At 72.0% G+C, this 15,916-nt stretch carries 15 protein-coding genes; 8 read left to right on the top strand and 7 right to left on the bottom strand.

Annotated features, from left to right (window positions below; translation table 11 throughout):
* Positions 1-5: 5 nt before the first annotated feature.
* The 5 genes from pstA to BDW27_RS13430 all read right to left on the bottom strand — a co-directional run bounded on the left by pstA (position 6) and on the right by BDW27_RS13430 (position 5,516).
* Entirely contained in the window at positions 6-1,085 is a 1,080-nt protein-coding gene (pstA, locus tag BDW27_RS13450) for a phosphate ABC transporter permease PstA (protein ID WP_017544214.1), read from the bottom strand.
* Positions 1,082-2,047 carry a phosphate ABC transporter permease subunit PstC gene (gene pstC / locus BDW27_RS13445; protein WP_017544213.1) on the bottom strand — a complete coding sequence of 322 codons (966 nt, stop codon included), beginning with the start codon at positions 2,045-2,047 and terminating at the stop codon, positions 1,082-1,084. Before pstC ends, pstA begins: the two co-directional genes overlap by 4 nt.
* 283 nt (positions 2,048-2,330) lie before the next feature.
* A complete protein-coding gene (gene mshD, locus BDW27_RS13440; protein WP_017544212.1) occupies positions 2,331-3,308 on the bottom strand; it encodes a mycothiol synthase in 978 nt (325 codons plus the stop codon).
* A gap of 141 nt (positions 3,309-3,449) precedes the next feature.
* Positions 3,450-4,463 (bottom strand): hypothetical protein, encoded by a 1,014-nt coding sequence (locus BDW27_RS13435; protein ID WP_110049510.1) that lies wholly within the window; start codon positions 4,461-4,463, stop codon positions 3,450-3,452.
* A 264-nt stretch (positions 4,464-4,727) separates the two neighbouring features.
* Positions 4,728-5,516, bottom strand: coding sequence for a response regulator transcription factor (locus BDW27_RS13430; RefSeq protein WP_110049509.1), 789 nt, complete (start codon positions 5,514-5,516; stop codon positions 4,728-4,730).
* Between the two features lie 109 nt (positions 5,517-5,625).
* Between BDW27_RS13430 and BDW27_RS13425 the strand changes: the two genes are divergently transcribed.
* The 8 genes from BDW27_RS13425 (at position 5,626) to BDW27_RS13390 (ending at position 13,664) form a co-directional block, all read left to right on the top strand.
* Complete coding sequence (locus BDW27_RS13425) at positions 5,626-5,883, top strand: MoaD/ThiS family protein (RefSeq protein ID WP_017544210.1); 258 nt, start codon at positions 5,626-5,628, stop codon at positions 5,881-5,883.
* 34 nt (positions 5,884-5,917) lie between these two features.
* Positions 5,918-6,184, top strand: a complete 267-nt coding sequence (locus BDW27_RS13420; protein WP_026129193.1) for a glutaredoxin family protein — start codon at positions 5,918-5,920, stop codon at positions 6,182-6,184.
* 438 nt (positions 6,185-6,622) lie between these two features.
* Entirely contained in the window at positions 6,623-7,315 is a 693-nt protein-coding gene (locus BDW27_RS13415; protein ID WP_017544208.1) for a redox-sensing transcriptional repressor Rex, read from the top strand.
* 142 nt (positions 7,316-7,457) lie between these two features.
* Positions 7,458-8,957, top strand: coding sequence for a glutamyl-tRNA reductase (locus BDW27_RS13410; RefSeq protein WP_110049508.1), 1,500 nt, complete (start codon positions 7,458-7,460; stop codon positions 8,955-8,957).
* Complete coding sequence (gene hemC / locus BDW27_RS13405) at positions 8,954-9,925, top strand: hydroxymethylbilane synthase (protein WP_017544206.1); 972 nt, start codon at positions 8,954-8,956, stop codon at positions 9,923-9,925. The genes BDW27_RS13410 and hemC overlap by 4 nt, the downstream gene beginning before the upstream one ends.
* Positions 9,926-10,164: 239 nt before the next feature.
* Positions 10,165-11,856 carry a uroporphyrinogen-III synthase gene (locus BDW27_RS13400; RefSeq protein ID WP_110049507.1) on the top strand — a complete coding sequence of 564 codons (1,692 nt, stop codon included), beginning with the start codon at positions 10,165-10,167 and terminating at the stop codon, positions 11,854-11,856.
* Between the two features lie 61 nt (positions 11,857-11,917).
* Positions 11,918-12,913, top strand: coding sequence for a porphobilinogen synthase (gene hemB / locus BDW27_RS13395; RefSeq protein WP_017544204.1), 996 nt, complete (start codon positions 11,918-11,920; stop codon positions 12,911-12,913).
* 139 nt (positions 12,914-13,052) lie between these two features.
* Positions 13,053-13,664, top strand: a complete 612-nt coding sequence (locus BDW27_RS13390; protein ID WP_017544203.1) for a bifunctional DNA primase/polymerase — start codon at positions 13,053-13,055, stop codon at positions 13,662-13,664.
* Between the two features lie 270 nt (positions 13,665-13,934).
* Here BDW27_RS13390 and BDW27_RS13385 read toward each other — a convergent pair whose 3' ends face one another.
* Entirely contained in the window at positions 13,935-14,582 is a 648-nt protein-coding gene (locus tag BDW27_RS13385; RefSeq protein WP_110049506.1) for a response regulator transcription factor, read from the bottom strand.
* A complete protein-coding gene (locus BDW27_RS13380) occupies positions 14,579-15,862 on the bottom strand; it encodes a sensor histidine kinase (protein WP_110049505.1) in 1,284 nt (427 codons plus the stop codon). Before BDW27_RS13380 ends, BDW27_RS13385 begins: the two co-directional genes overlap by 4 nt.
* Positions 15,863-15,916: the final 54 nt, after the last annotated feature.

The following is a 15,916-nucleotide window of genomic DNA, read 5'->3' as shown; positions in this document are numbered from 1 at the left end:
TCGTTTTAGCGGGTCTTGGGTGCGAAGAGGCGGCCGATCACGCGGGCCAGGACGAACAGCAGCATGACCGTCAGGACCAGCGTCAGGGCGGCGGCCCAGGCCCTCTCGTAGTTGACGGCCCCACCCATGCGGAACTGCGAGTAGATGAACACCGGCAGGCTCATCATCTGGCCGTCGAACAGGTTCCAGTTGATGGACACGGCCGACGACCCGGCGGTGAGGACCAGCGGTGCCGTCTCTCCGATAACGCGCGCGATGGCGAGCATGATTCCGGTGGTCAGCCCGGCCGCGGAGGTGGGTAGCACCACCTTGGTGATCGTGCGCCACTTGGGCACGCCCAGGGCGTAGGAGGCCTCACGCAGGTCGCGGGGGACCAGGCGGAGCATCTCCTCGCTGGAGCGGACCACGACCGGGATCATCAGCACGGCGAGGGAGATCGCGCCCGCCGCGCCGTTGGTCTTGCCGGGGCCGAACAGCATCATCCACAGCGCCACCACGAAGAGACCGGCGACGATGGACGGGATGCCGGTCATGACGTCCACGAAGAACGTGATGACCTTCTTCAGGCGGCCCTGGGCGTACTCGACCAGGTAGACGGCGGTGAGCACGCCGATCGGCACCGAGATCAGCGTGGCCATCCCGGTGATCGCCAGGGTGCCGACGATCGCGTGGTAGACGCCGCCCGCGTCCATGCTCGGCAGTACGCCGTTCATCGACACGGACAGGAAGTGGCCGTCGAACCGGTCCAGCCCGTAGCCGACCACCGTGTACAGCAGCGACACGAGAGGTGCCATGGCGAGCAGGAACGCGGAGTAGACCAGCGAGGTGACCAGGCGGTCCTTCGCCTTGCGGCCGCCCTCGATCCGCGCCGAGGCGGTCACGACGATGACCACGTAGGAGACGGCGGTGAGCAGGGCCCACAGGACCACGCCGAAGGAGGAGAAGGCGGCCAGCACGCCCGCCACCACCATCCCGCACGCGACCAGCAGAACCAGCGGGAACCGGTTGGGCAGGGCGCCGGAGCGGAGGTGGTTCCCGGCCGGGCCCGCGTCGGGGGCAGGAGGCTGCGTCGTCGTCATGCTCATGCGGACTCCTTGTTGCCCCGGGCCACGACGTAGCGGGCGCCCATGTTGACGGCCAGGGTGATCGCGAACAGCACCAGGCCCGCGGCGATCAGCGCGGACACGCCGTAGCCGGTGGCCTCCGGGTACTGGAGGGCGATGTGCGCGGCGATGGTCTGGTTGCCGCTCTGGAGCAGGTTGAAGGAGATCGCCAGGGACGGGGAGAGGATCATGGCGACGGCCATGGTCTCGCCGAGCGCGCGGCCCATGCCGAGCATGGCACCGCCGACGATGCCGGACTTGCCGAAGGGCAGGACGGCGAGGCGGATCATCTCCCAGCGGGTGGCGCCCATGGCGAGCGCGGCCTCGCGGTGGCCCTGCGGGACCTGGTGGAAAACGTCGCGGGACATCGCGGTGATGATCGGCAGGATCATCACGGCCAGGACGACGCCCGCGGTGAGCAGCGTGCGGGCGGAGGTGGAGGCGGGGCCCGCGAAGAGGGGGATCCAGCCCAGGTACTTCGTCATGCCCTCGTAGACGGGCACCAGCTGCGGGGCGAGCACCATCATGCCCCACAGGCCGTAGACCACGCTGGGGATGGCGGCGAGCAGGTCGACCAGGTAGCCGAGCGTCGTGGCGAGCCGTCGGGGCGCGTAGTAGACGATGAACAGCGCGATGCCGATCGCCACCGGCGTGGCCAGCAGGAGCGCGATCGCGGCGGCCATGACGGTACCGAAGGCCAGCGCCGCCACACCGAACGACGGGTTCTCCCGGACGTTGGCGTTCCATGACTGGTCCGTCAGGAAGTTCGAGGTGTTGGCCAGCAGTGACGGCCAGGCCTGGACCAGGAGGAAGGCGGCCACACCCGCGAGGATCAGCAGGATCAAGATCCCCGATCCCCGGGCGAGCCCGGCGAAAACGACATCGCCGATCCGGCGCTTGCCCGTGGGCGGCGGTGCCGCCTTGGGCGCGTCCGTGGTCGTCATGGATTCTCCGGTTCGGAAGTTTGTGCGGGGCTGGTCATCGGTCCGCGTCCCAGCGGGACGGCGGTGAACCACGCGGGACCCGACCGTGGTGCCAGGGCCAACGCGCGGGAAACAGCCGAACCGCGCCGATTGCGAAGGTAGGCGCAGGAAGTGACCAGTTGTCCCAGAGAAGATGAACGGAAGGTGAACGCGGTGTCGCACTCTTGTGGCGCACCGGGGTTCGTCCGGTGAATGTGACAAGCCGCACGTCGCACGGGCCTTCGGGGGCGGCCCGCGCCGGCGTTCAGCCGCGGGGCCCGGAGGGGGCGTACATCACGTCCGTGTCCCACATCGTGAAGCCGAGGGACTCGTACAGGCGCACCGCGGCCTCGTTGTCACCGTCCACGTACAGGTGGACCCAGGGCAGCCCGGCGTCGCGCAGGTGAACGAGTCCGGCCAGGGTCAGGGCGCGGCCCAGGCCGGTGCCCTGCCACGCGGGGTCCACCCCCACCACGTAGACCTCGCCGACGGCCTCGTCGTCGCTCAGCCCGGCGCCGTCGGCGTGCGTCTTGGTCCAGTGGTAGGCGGCGATCGCTCCGCTGTTGGTGGACGCCACCAGGAACCCCCGTGGGTCGAACCAGTCCTCGACCTCACGCTGGAGCAGGTCGTCCAGGGTGAGCGAACCCTGCTCGGGGTGGTCGGCGAAGGCGAGCGCGTTGGCCCTCAGCCACGCCTGTTCGTCCTGGCCCACGACGAACGGCCGGATGCGCACCTTCTCGGCGACCTCGGGCCGCAGGACGGGCTCGGGCAGCTCGGGCGCGGTCCACGGGCCTCCCGGAACCTCGGGGCCCAGGTCGCGCAGGGGCATGCGCATCTTGTGCAGCTCCCGGACCGGCTTCCAGCCCTCGGACTCCGCCACCGAGACCGCACCGGGTGTGCGCCCGTGCGCCCACACCCGGACCCCGTGGGGGCCCGCGTCGTCGCGGATCGAGCGCAGGAGCGCGGAACCGTGTCCGCTCCGGCGGTGTTCGGGGTGCACGACGACCTCGCCGGAGTCCGGCTCGCCCTCGCCTCTCTCCACGAACGCGAACCCCACGACCCGGTCGTCGTGGGAGACGACATGGAAGCGGCTGCTGCCGGAGGGGGCGCCGTGTCTGATCCGGAGCAGGGTGTGCTCGGACAGGGCGGCGGCCCCGTCCCGTACACGCGCGGCCTCGGCCAGGGCCAGTACGGGCCCGGCCAGCTCCGGTGCGAGGTTGTCAGTGACTAGCGGGGTACTCATGAGCCAGAATCCTAGATCGTGTTGGCCGAATCCCCCACGTCGACGCCCGTACTGCCTCCCCGAACGGCGATCCAGCGGGCGGACGTGAGCGGACCCGGGGCCGGTACTCGCGTTCCCGGCCCCGGGCCGCCCGGCGACGTGTCAGACCTTGCGTCGCTTGCCCTGGTATCCGCCGCCGAGGCGGACCCGGCGGGTGGGTGCCAGCGGTGTGGCCAGCAACAGGGCGAGCAGGAAGGCCGCGAGCAGGACGGCCGGTGCGATCGAGGGACCCATGTCCGAGTGGTCGGCGGCGACCTCGGTCTCGGTGTCCTCCTCGGCCGTGGGCGTGACGAGCGGCAGTTCGGCGAGGTCCTCGGCCTCTCCGGGGGCGAGGTCGGGCAGGTCCGCCTCGCTGCGGGGAAGCGTGGGGATGCTCGCGTCGCTGGTGGGGGCGGTGCTCACGGTCGAGCGCGGAGGCTGGTTCGGGGGCCGGGCGGGGCCGCGCTCGTTGCCGGAACCGCCGCCCGCGCTGCTCTCGCTGGCCGAGGGGGAGGGCGTGGGCGTGCCTGACGGGGTCGGTGTCGGCGTCGGCGTGGGGCTCGCGGAGTGCGTGGGGGACGGGCTCGGAGTCCTGGTGGGCTGCTCGGTCGGCCCCTCCGTGGGTGTCTCCGAGGGCGACTCCGTGGGAGTGGGGGAGGGCGAGGGCTCGGGGTCGGTGACCGTCACCGTCCACGAGTTCGACGTGACCTCCTCCACCTGGCCCTCGTCGACTCCCTGGCAGCCCTCCCCGGGGGCGGCCGCGTAGCGCAGCGTCGCCGTCACGGTGGAGTCCTGCCGGGGTGCGCCGGAGACCGTGCTCTGGGTCGTGATCTCAGGTGCGATCACGGAGGCGGTGGGGGCGCCCGCCGGGAGCTCGTCGGAGTCGGTGCGCAGTTCGAGCAGGCAGATCGGGATGTTCCCGGTGTTGGTCACCGAGAGCGTGTTCGGCGGGGCCTCTTCACCGAGTCGGACCGTGTCGGCCTCACTGGAGAAGGTGATGACGGCGGAGGCGACGGGGTCGGCGGGGTCGGCGTGGGCCGGCGACATCACGGCGATCAGTGTGGAACCGATGAAGGCCGCGCCGATGACGCTGCTCAGGCGGGGTCTGTGGGGGGCGTGGGTAGCGGGGGTCGGCATCGGTGCGATCTCACTCCTCCGGGGGCGCGCCATCAGCGGCTCGGGCCGCACCCGGCGACGCGACTCCGCCACGCCTGCCAAGCCCCGTCCGTCGGGTGCCCCACCGATCTTAGGGCGTGGGGGCGCCGAGCACGAGAGTGCGCGCCGTCCGATTGGTCGGGTGGGGGGAGGGGCCCCGGGGACGGGCCGCTGGCCCGGACACGGCTCCGGGGCGCCCTGGACACGGGCGCCCCGGAGAGTGGTCGGGGTCGGGCGGGGCCGTCGTCAGGAGGCCCCGGCGGAACGGGTGGCGGGCACGGCCTCCGTCGTCTCCGCAGCTTCGGGCGCCTCGCCGGACGGCTTCTGGGCCGGCGCGGACTTCGGGACGGGGTCCGGTACGAAGCGGTAGCCCACGTTGCGGACGGTGCCGATCAGGGACTCGTTCTCCGAGCCCAGCTTGGCGCGCAGGCGCCGCACGTGCACGTCGATCGTCCTGGTGCCGCCGTAGTAGTCGTAGCCCCAGACCTCCTGGAGCAGCTGGGCCCGGGTGAACACGCGCCCGGGGTGCTGCGCCAGGAACTTGAGCAGTTCGAACTCCTTGAAGGTGAGGTCGAGGATGCGACCGCGCAGACGCGCGATGTAGGTGGCCTCGTCGATCACCAGATCGCCCCGGCGGATCTCGTCCGGGTCGTCGGACCCGGCCTCGGCCGCCCCGACAGCCAGGCGCAGACGGGCCTCGACCTCGGCCGGGCCGGCGGTGACCAGGATGAAGTCGTCGGCCTGCCAGTCCGGGGTCAGCGCCGCGACGCCGCCCTCGGTGAGGACGACCAGCAGCGGGCAGTCCAGCCCGGTGGTGTCCAGCAGCCGGCAGAAGTTACGGGCCGCCGCCAGGTCCGTTCGCGCATCGACCAGAATGGCGTCAACCGGGGCGCTCGGGTTCCCGCTGACTCCGGAGGCCAGCAGGGCCCCGGCCTCAGCGGGAGCCACCCGCACCGAGTGCAGGAGGAGTCCGAGGGCGGGAAGAACGTGGTCGGACGGTTCGTTCGAGTTCGTGAGTAACAGCAGATGGCTCATGCGTCTCTTCTCGTCGGCCCGCTTGTGTCGGGCGATCGAAGGCGCCATTGCCCCCGGTGAAGATTTGTCGAATACGTCGCCTCCGAGCAACACCAAGGATAATCAACTGATGGCGAAGTGCACTATCCGGTACTGGGCTTCCGCGAAGGAAGCGGCCGGAACGGCTGAGGAGACGGTCGAAGCCGACACCCTCGCGGCCGCCCTCGAAGCGGCGTGTCTCCTGCACGCCGACGACCGTTTCCAGCGCGTGCTGGGGGCTTCGTCGCTCCTTGTGGACGAACGTCCCGTGGGTCGGCGGGCGCACGGTGAGGTGCCGGTCACGGACGGGACTGTGATCGAGGTCCTACCGCCCTTCGCGGGCGGGTGAGGTGGCCGACAACGTGGCGGAATCGGAGCGAAACATGACGGAAACCCAGCAGTGGCCGGGGAAGGCGCGCGTGGTCATGCTCGGCAAGGCCGGGTGCCACCTCTGTGAGGAGGCGTGGTCGGTCATCGAGGGCGTGACGGACGACCTCGGCGTGGACCGGGCCGAGCACGACCTGGCGGAGGTCTCGGAGGCCGACCGCGAGGAGTACTGGGACAAGGTCCCGGTGACCTTCGTCGACGGTCGGCGGCACGATTTCTGGCGGGTGTCCGAGGGGCGTCTGCGCTCCGCGCTCTCCTCCTGAGGGGGCTTTCGAGGGTCACCTCCGAGGGTGGACGGGTAGGGGAATGGGCGCCGTCGAGCGTGCGGCGGTTCCACCGCCATTGGCGACGACGGTGCCTTTTCCGCGTCGCTTCCCGACACTTCCTTGAAGCATCCCCGGTTGGGTGTCGAGAGACTCCGCGACTTACTCACCGGGTCCGTGCCGCGGGCCTCCTCCGCCCGGAATGCGTGCGATGTGATCTCCTGTTCCGCGGCAGGCCCACGGGGGTGCATTTGTGGGAACTCGCCCGTGGGGCGTCACATCGGACCCCACTTTGTGCGTGCTTTCACAAGCGCGTAATCTGGGGGTCCCACGACCCGTAGGGCGGGGGAGGCGCGTGTTCGGGGCCGTCGGCGCCGGAGCCGCGAGCTCCGTACCCCGCACCCGCCCGAACCGACCTCTCCCCAGGAGCGCCACCCTGTGACAACTCGTCCGCCTCGGCCCCGGGAGAGGGGAATACCGGAGGCCACCGTCGCCCGGCTGCCGGTCTACCTCCGCGCCCTCCAGGCACTCCAGGACCGTGGCACCGCCACCGTCTCCTCTGAGGGGCTCGCCGGTGCCGCGGGAGTGAACTCGGCGAAGCTCCGTAAGGACCTCTCCCATCTGGGCTCCTACGGGACGAGAGGCGTGGGTTACGAGGTCGAGTACCTCATCTACCAGATCTCGCGTGAGCTTGGTCTCACCCAGGACTGGTCCGTGGCCATCGTCGGCATCGGCAACCTGGGGCGCGCACTGGCCAACTACGGGGGGTTCGGCACCCGCGGATTCCGGATAGCGGCCCTGCTCGACGCCGACCCGGAGGTGGTGGGGCGGTCCGTGGCGTCGCTGGACGTGAGGCATATTGACAGCCTGGAGGAGGTTGTGCGTTCCAGGGGTGTGTCGATCGGGGTGATCGCCACACCGGCCGGTTCCGCGCAGGGTGTCGCCAGCCGCTTCGTGGAAGCGGGAGTGACCAGCATCCTCAACTTCGCCCCCGTCGTGCTGAATGTGCCGGACGGGGTCGATGTGCGTAAGGTCGACTTGTCCATCGAACTCCAGATCCTCGCCTTCCACGCGCAGCGCAGGGCCGACGGCGACGGTCAGACGCACAGGTCGGGACTGGAAGTGACATGAGACGGACCGGGTCCTGGGGCAGGGTCCCCAAGGCTCGAGCGGCGGCGATGAGCGAGCGTTCGCCGTGTTTCGGGGGGTAGACGGCGGTGGTCCCCGTCCGTACCCGAACATGGAGAGACATAGTGCCTGCATAGGAGTGCGGATGAGTGTCCTGGCCGTGGGGTTGAGTCATCGGAGTTCGCCGGTGGCGCTGCTCGAACGTGTCGCGTTGAACGGCGAGACGCGCACCAGGGCGGTCGGTGAGATGGTCGGCTCCGACGCGGTCAACGAGGTCATGGTGGTCTCCACCTGCAACCGCACCGAGGTCTACGCCGACGTCGAGAACCTGCACGGCGGGGTCGCGGCCATCACCGAACTCCTCTCCTGGCACACCGGTGTGACCCTCGGCGAGCTCAACGAGCACCTTTACGCGCACTTCGAGGACAACGCCGTGCAGCACCTGTTCTCCGTCACCTGCGGCCTCGACTCCATGGTCGTCGGCGAGGGCCAGATCCTCGGCCAGGTGCGCGACGCCCTCAAGGAGGGCCAGGAGACCGGTTCCGTCGGCCGGGTCCTCAACGACCTCGGCCAGCGCGCCCTCCGCGTGGGCAAGCGCGCCCACACCGAGACCCACCTGGACCACGCCGGGGCCGACATGGTCAGCTTCGGCCTCACCATCGCCACCCGGGAGCTCGCGGTCACCCCGGACCCGTCGCTGCCCGCCGCCGAGGTCACCCCGCCCGCAGGCTGCCCCATGTCCGGCAGGGGCCCTCTCCCCGACCCCGCGGAACCCCGCAGCCTCGGCGCCGCACTCCCCTCCGGCCCGCTCACCGGCTCCCGCGTGCTGGTCCTCGGCGCCGGTTCCATGAGCGCCCTGTCGGCCAACACCGTGGCCCGCCAGGGTGCCGGGACGGTCGTCGTCGCCAACCGCACCCCCGAGCGGGCCGCGCGTCTGGCCGAGTGCCTCAACGAGGCCTACGACACCGTGCGAGCCGGCTCCGTGCCCTTCGCTGACGCCGCCGCCACCCTCGCCGACGTCGACCTCGTCATCTCCTGCACCGGCGCCCAGGGCCTCGTGCTCACCGCCGAGGCCGTGGCCGCCGCCACCCGGGGCCGCACCCGCCCCCTGGTCTTCCTGGACCTGGCCCTGCCCCGCGACATCGACCCCGGCGTGCGCGAACTGCCCGGCGTCCACCTCGTGGACATCGAGGACCTGCGTCAGGCCGTCGCCTCCGGAGCCGACCACGACCCCGGCCGCTCCAACGCGCTCCCGCTCGTGCGCGGGATCGTCGACGAGGAGGTCAACGAGTTCCGCGCGATCCGCCGCGCCAACGAGGTCGCGCCCACCGTCGTCGCCCTGCGCGCCCAGGCCCGCGACGTGGTGGACTCCGAGCTCTCCCGCCTCCACGGACGCCTCCCCGACGACCTCGACGACCGCACCCGCGAGGAAATCGGCCGCGCGATGCGCCGCGTCGCCGACAAACTGCTGCACAGACCGACCGTGCGCGTGAAGGAACTGGCCGCGGCCCCGGACGGCGAGTCCTACGAGGCCGCCCTGCGCCAGCTGTTCGACCTCGACCTCCAGATCCCCAAGGACCCGGACGGGGAGACCTGTCCCGGTCACCGCAGCCCCGCCGCGCGGCCCGCACAGGAGAAGGCATGACCGCAGAAGGCACCACCGCCGCACCCGCCAAGCTCGGCACCCGCCGCAGCACCATGGCCACCACCCAGTCCCAGGGGGTCGCCGACACGATCACCGAGCGGACCGGCCAGGCGATCGAACTGGAGCTCATCACGAGCTTCGGCGACGTCACCAAGGCCCACCTGACCCAGCTCGGCGGCACCGGGGTGTTCGTCAACGCCCTGCGCGACGAGCTGGTCGCCGGAACCATCGACTTCGCGGTGCACTCCCTCAAGGACCTGCCCACGGCCCCCTCCGAGGGACTGGTCCTGGCGGCCATCCCCGAGCGGGACGACCCCCGGGACGCCCTCTGCGCCCGCGACGGCCTCAAGTTCGCGGACCTGCCCGCCGGGGCGAAGGTCGGCACGGGCTCCCCGCGCCGCGTCGCCCAGCTGTCCGCGCTCCGCCCCGACCTGGTCTACCTCCCCATCCGGGGCAACGCCGAGACCCGCCTGGGCAAGGTCTCCTCCGGCGAACTCGACGCCGTGGTCCTGGCCTACGCGGGGCTGGGCCGTGTGGGCCGCCGCGACGACGTCACCGACGTCTTCGAGCCCGAACAGATGCTGCCCGCCCCCGGCCAGGGCGCCCTCGCCGTGGAGTGCCGCACCGAGCGCGCCGGGACCGACCTCGCCTACCTGGGTTCCGTCGACCACCCGGCCACCCGCGCCGAGGTCGTCGCCGAGCGCACCGTGCTGTCCGAGCTGGAGGCCGGGTGCGCCGCCCCGGTCGGCGCCTTCGCCGAGTACGCCGAGGGCCGCCTGCGCCTGCGCGCCGCCGTGGTCGCCACCAACGGCGCCACCGCCGTGCGGCGCGAGCGCACCATCGCCCTGGACTCACCGGAGGACCTCGACGCCGCCGTCGGGCTCGGCCGGGAGCTCGCCCGCCAGATGATCGCCGAGGGCGCCGACCGCATCGTCGCCGAGGCCTTCGCCGAGCGGGACACCCCCTAGACCGTGCGACCCGGTCCACAGCCGTCCCGCACACCGCCGAACACGCCGTGCGGACGGCCGAACCCGGGTGGGCCCCCGCCGTGCGACACGGCGGAGCCCGCGGAGCAAGGCACAGCAGGGGCAACTTCGCCCGCGCCCCGCGAGAGAGGGTCCGGCCGCCACCGCACCACCACCTCCCCGTCACCGCCCCGGACTCCGCACCCCGGGGCGCGGGCGACCCACACACGAGGAGCCAGTACGTGAACGCCAACGCCAGCCCCCAGCCGGAGGAACCGCGTCGCCGCGAGCGCGGGTCCGGTCACGTCGCCCTGGTCGGTGCCGGTCCGGGAGGCGCCGACCTCCTGACCCTGCGCGGCGCCGAACTGCTGCGCCGGGCCGACGTGGTCATCACCCTCAGGGAGCCCGCGGCCGAGGAGCTCGCCGGTTTCCGTGAGGAGCTGCTCGCGCACTGCTCCGAGGGCGTCACGGTGGTGGAGGCCGCCCAGTGCGGCGGCGACGTGAACGCGCTCGCCGTCACGCACGCCCGCGAGGGCCAGCGGGTGGTGCGTCTGTACTCGGGCGACCCGTTCTTCGGCTGCCGGGGCGCCGCCCTGGTCGCCGCCTGCCGCGAGGCCGGGATCGAGGCCGAGGTCGCCCCCGGGGTCTCCTCGATCACCTCCGTCCCGACCTTCGGCGGCATCTCCCTGCTCGGCGACGACGAGGCCGAGCTGCGTGTGCTGCACGCCCGCCCGCACGGCGACAAGGAGGTCGACTGGCAGGAGGCCGCCGCCAGCGACGCTCCCCTGGTCATCCTGGGCGCCGACGCCCCGCCGGAGGAGGCGCCCGAGCACCGGGGGCCCGGCTTCGACGTCGTGTGCAAGGCCCTCATCGCCGGTGGCCGTCCCGCCACCACCCCCGTGGCGGTCGTGCGCGCTGGCGGTACCACCCGGCAGACCACCGTCACCTCGACGCTGGCCCGCCTGGTCGCCGAACTCAAGTCCACCGACGCCAAGAACCACCACGTCACGGCACCCGCCCTGATGATCGTCGGCTCCCCGGTGGCCCGCCAGGCCGAGCAGTCCTGGTACGAGACCCGTCCGCTGTTCGGATGGCGGGTCCTGGTGCCCCGCACCAAGGAGCAGGCCGTGGCCCTCTCCGACCAGTTGCGCGGCTACGGGGCGGTGCCCGAGGAGGTGCCCACCATCTCGGTGGAGCCGCCGCGCACCCCGCAGCAGATGGAACGCGCCGTGCGGGGCCTGGTGACCGGCCGCTACCAGTGGGTGGCCTTCACCTCCGTCAACGCCGTCCGGGCCATCCGTGAGCGCCTGGAGTCGTACGGCCTGGACGCCCGCGCGTTCGCCGGGGTCAAGGTCGCCGTGGTCGGCGAGGCCACCGCGCAGGCCGTCCGCGACTTCGGCATCCAGCCCGACCTGGAGCCCGCCGAGGACGCCCAGTCCAGCAAGGGGCTGGTCGAGGTCTGGCCGCCCTACGACGCCGAGATCGACCCCATCGAGCGGGTCCTGCTGCCGCGCGCGGACATCGCCACCGAGACCCTCGCGGCCGGGCTCACCGACCTCGGTTGGGAGATCGACGACGTCACCGCCTACCGCACCGTGCGGGCGGCGCCCCCGCCCCAGCCGGTCCGCGAGGCGATCAAGGGCGGCGGCTTCGACGCGGTGCTCTTCACGTCCTCGTCCACGGTGCGCAACCTCGTGGGGATCGCGGGCAAGCCGCACAACACCACCGCGATCGCCGTGATCGGACCGGAGACCGAGAAGACCGCCATCGAGTTCGGCCTGCGTGTGGACGTGGTCGCGCCGAAAGCCTCGGTTTCCGCCCTCGCGGAGGCGCTTTCGGAGTACGGTGCGGCCAGGCGCCAGGAGGCGATCGACGCGGGCAAGCCGGTCCTCAAGCCCAGCCAGAAGCGCCGCGGTCGCCGCCGCAAGCTCTGAACAGCGAACTCCGAGCCGTGCCCTCGGTTCCCGACCACCACCAGCCCATCCGGGAGTACCCATGACCGCCAGCCATGACGCGGAGTTCCCCGTCGCCCGGCCGCGCCGACTGCGCCGAGGACCGGCGCTGCGCCGCCTGGTCGCGCAGACCCGGGTGCTCCCGGAGAACCTCATCCTGCCCATGTTCGTCAAGGAGGGGCTCACCGAACCGGTGGCGATCTCCTCGATGCCCGGCCAGGTGCAGCACACCCGGGAGAGCCTGCGCAAGGCCGCCCGTGAGGCGGTCGAGGCCGGTGTCGGCGGGCTCATGCTGTTCGGCATCCCCGAGCACAAGGACTCGGTGGGCTCGCAGGCCGACGACCCCGACGGGGTGGTGCAGGTGGCGCTGCGCGACCTCGCGGCCGAGGTCGGCGACGACATCGTGGTGATGGCCGACCTCTGCCTGTGCGAGTACACCGACCACGGCCACTGCGGTCCGTTGGAGGAGGACGGGCACGTCAACAACGACCTCACCCTGGAGCGGTACGCGTCCATCGCCGTCGCCCAGGCCGAGGCCGGCGCCGCCGTGGTGGCACCCAGCGGCATGATGGACGGCCAGGTCGGGGCGATCCGCGACGGGCTCGACCGGGCGGGTTTCCCGCACGTGCCGATCCTGGCCTACGCGGCCAAGTACGCCTCGGTGTTCTACGGTCCCTTCCGTGAGGCCGCCGAGGGCGCGCCCCAGTCCGGGGACCGCTCCGGATACCAGCAGGACCCGGCCAACGTCCGCGAGTCCCTGCGCGAGGTGGCCCTGGACGTCGCCGAGGGCGCCGACATGGTCATGGTGAAGCCTGGTCTGGCCTACCTCGACGTGGTCGCCAAGGTCGCCGAGTCCTCTCCGGTCCCCGTGTCGGCCTACCAGGTCAGCGGCGAGTACGCGATGATCGAGGCGGCGGCAGAGCGGGGTTGGCTGGACCGTGAGCGGGCGATCCTGGAGACCCTGACCTCCTACCGGCGCGCGGGAGCCGAACAGATCCTCACGTACTGGGCCACCGAGGCGGCCCGCCTGCTCCGCTGACGCGGCCAGGCCCACGCCCCGGTCGCGGCCGCGGGGCGCCCGGCCCTTCCACCCGGCCGCGCCCGCACCGATCACGACCGGGGAGTGCCAGATGGCCGACGTGTTGTACCGACGGAAACGACGCCACGCTACGGACAGCATGCTGGAGTCGGCCCTGCGCTTCGCCGAACTGGGCTGGCCGGTGGTGCGGGGCACGGCTCCGGGCGAGGACCGAGCGTGTACGTGCGACCGGATGGGCTGTCCGGACCCGGCGGCGCACCCGGTCACCGCGGCCTGGGGTGTGGAGGCCAGCACCGACGCGGAGACGATCCGCCGATGGTGGACGGCCAGTCCCCAGGCGAACATCGTGCTGCCGACCGGCCGGGTCTTCGACGTCCTGGACGTCCCCCGTGAGGCCGGTGTGATGGCCCTGGCGCGCATGGGTCGTTCGGGCGTACCGGCGGGCCCGGTCGCGGCCCTGGACTCGCGGTACATGTTCTTCGTCGCCACCCGCTCCCCGATGGACGAGGACGAGTGGTGGTCGTGCCATCTGGACTGTGTCCCGGAGGCCGTGGAGGCGATGCCGGGCCTGCGCTGGCACTGCCGGGACAGCTTCGTCCTGGGCGCCCCCTCCGTGCTGCCCTCCGGGGGACGCGTCACCTGGATCCGCAACCCCCGTGACGTGGAGGGCGCTGTGGTCCTGCCGGACCCCATCGCGGTCCTGGACATCCTCAGCGACGCCAGCGAGGAGTTCGCGGTCCCGGGCGCCTGAAAGCCGCGCTGCCGGGTGCCGTGACCACGCGCCCGGATCGCCGCGATGCCGTACCTTCTCCCCTGTGAGCGGACCCACCCCCACACTTCCCCCACGCGCGTCCCCGTCCCTGCGCCGGTCCCGGTCAGCGCGGGCCCGGGACCTCCCCGCCCTCCTCCCCGTGCTGGAGGAACTCGACTTCGGTGACGAGCCGGCCTGGCCAAGGCGCTCCCGCGGGTCGCGGACACCAGGGACCCCCTCCTGGAGTTCTGTGCGGTCTGACGTCGCCGGTCAGTCGCGGTGCTCCCCGACCCACAGGGCCAGCGCGGTGCGGTCACGCAGGTCCAGCTTGCGCAGGATGCTCGTGACATGGTTCTTGGCTGTGCCCTCGGTGATGAACAGGGTGCGGGCGATCTCCCGGTTCGTGGCGCCCGTTCCCACCATGCGCGCCACCTCCCACTCGCGCTCCGACAGCGCGGGCGGTGGCACGGGGGCGGGAGCCGGTGCCGGGGGAGCGGTGAGGGCGGCCACCAGGTGGTCCGCGGCCGGTCCGCCCAGGACGGTCTCGCCCCGCGCGGCCTGGCGGATGGCCAGAACCAGTTCTTCGGGAGGAACGTCCTTGAGCAGATAGCCCCGGGCGCCCGCGCGCAGCCCGCCGAACACGAGTTCGTCGTCGTCGAACGTGGTCAGGATGACCGCGGGCACGCCCGGGTGCTCCGCGCGCATCCGGGCGACGAGTTCGATCCCGTCCATGCGCGGCATACGGGCGTCCACTAGGGCCACGTCCGGCGGCGGTGCCGAGGCCAGGAACTCCAGCGCCTCGACCCCGTCTGCGGCGTCGCCCACGACCTCGACGCCGTCCTCGATCTCCAGCAGTTTGCGCAGGCCCCGCCGGAGCAGGATCTGATCGTCCACGATCAGCACCGAGACCGGACTCACCCGGCACCCCCAGCCATGACCGGGACGGTGCTGTCGGCCCCGGACCCGGCGGGAACGTTGACCAGGAGCCGGAACCCGCCACCCGGCGGATTCTCGGTGCTCATGGAACCGTCCACGGAGGCCACCCGCTCGCGCAGGCCGCGCAGCCCGAACCCTCCGCGGGCCGCGCCCTCCTCGGCGCCGGTGCCGTTGTCGGTCACCGACACGCACGCGCCCTCCGCCGTGCCGCCCACCTCCACCTCGATCCTGTCTCCTCCGGAGTGACGCATCGCGTTGGTCAGCCCCTCCTGGAGCGCCCGGTAACAGACCAGCTCGGCCTCCTGGGACAGGCGAGGCCAGGCCCCGGCGTCGGTGAAGACGATGCGTGCGCCGCCGCCGTCGAAGGAGTCGGCCATCGCCCGCATGGCCGTCGTGCCCGCCTTCCCCTCCAACTGGAGCGGGCGCAGGGCGCGCACCCAGCGGCGGGTGTCGGTGAGGGCGTCCCGGGCCAGTTCCCGGGCCTGCTCCACCTCCTCCCAGGCGGCCTCGGGGCGGGCGGTGCGAAAGCGCGACGCGTTCGAGAGCGTCATGGCCAGGGCGGTCAGGTAGTGCCCGGTGCTGTCGTGCATCTCCCTCGACATCCGCGCCCGCTCCTCGGACACCGTCAGCTCGCGCACGCGCTCCGCGTGGCGGCCCAGTTCCGCGTGGGCCTCCTCCAGTTCGGCCAGCAGCTCCCGGGTCCGTTCGGCCCGCTGGGAGGCCACGAGCAGGGCGACGTACACCAGCCCCGACGCCAGCACCAGGACCAGGGAGCTGCCGGTCGTCACGAGGCCGATCAGCAGCGGGTCGCCGGGGACCAACAGGACGAGCAGGAAGTTCACCCCGCCGAGGAAGGCCCCGTAGCCGCAGGCCCCGGCGATCCCGAACACGGCGATCGCGTTCATGGTGGCCAGGCACACCAGGACCAGCACGGTGTAGTTGTTGGAGGCCAGCGAGAACACGGAGACGCCCAGGAACAGGACGCTGGCCGCGCGGTGCCCCCAGCCTGCCGAGGGAGACCAGGCCAGGAGCGGCCACAGCGCGCAGGAGACCACCAGACACACGATGATCACCACGATCACGACGTCGACCAGCGGGTCGCCGGAAGGGAACAACTCCGGAGCGACGAGGAACACGAACCCGTAGGTGAGTCCTGTGGAGATCACGGCAGCCCAGAACAGCAGGTTCAGGACTCGGGGAGGGCGGTCGGCGCGGAGCGCCACCCAGGAGGAGAGGTCGGGCAGGGAATCCTTCTTCCGCATTCTTCGAGAATAACTGCGCGACGGTGCGCGGAAATGCCCGAAGGGTCATGGATA

It is taken from the genome of Nocardiopsis sp. L17-MgMaSL7 (genome assembly GCF_003182025.1).
Lineage (GTDB): Bacteria > Actinomycetota > Actinomycetes > Streptosporangiales > Streptosporangiaceae > Nocardiopsis > Nocardiopsis prasina.
The sequence above is the reverse complement of the archived record's forward strand: the minus strand, read 5'-3'. Positions and strand labels throughout refer to the sequence as shown.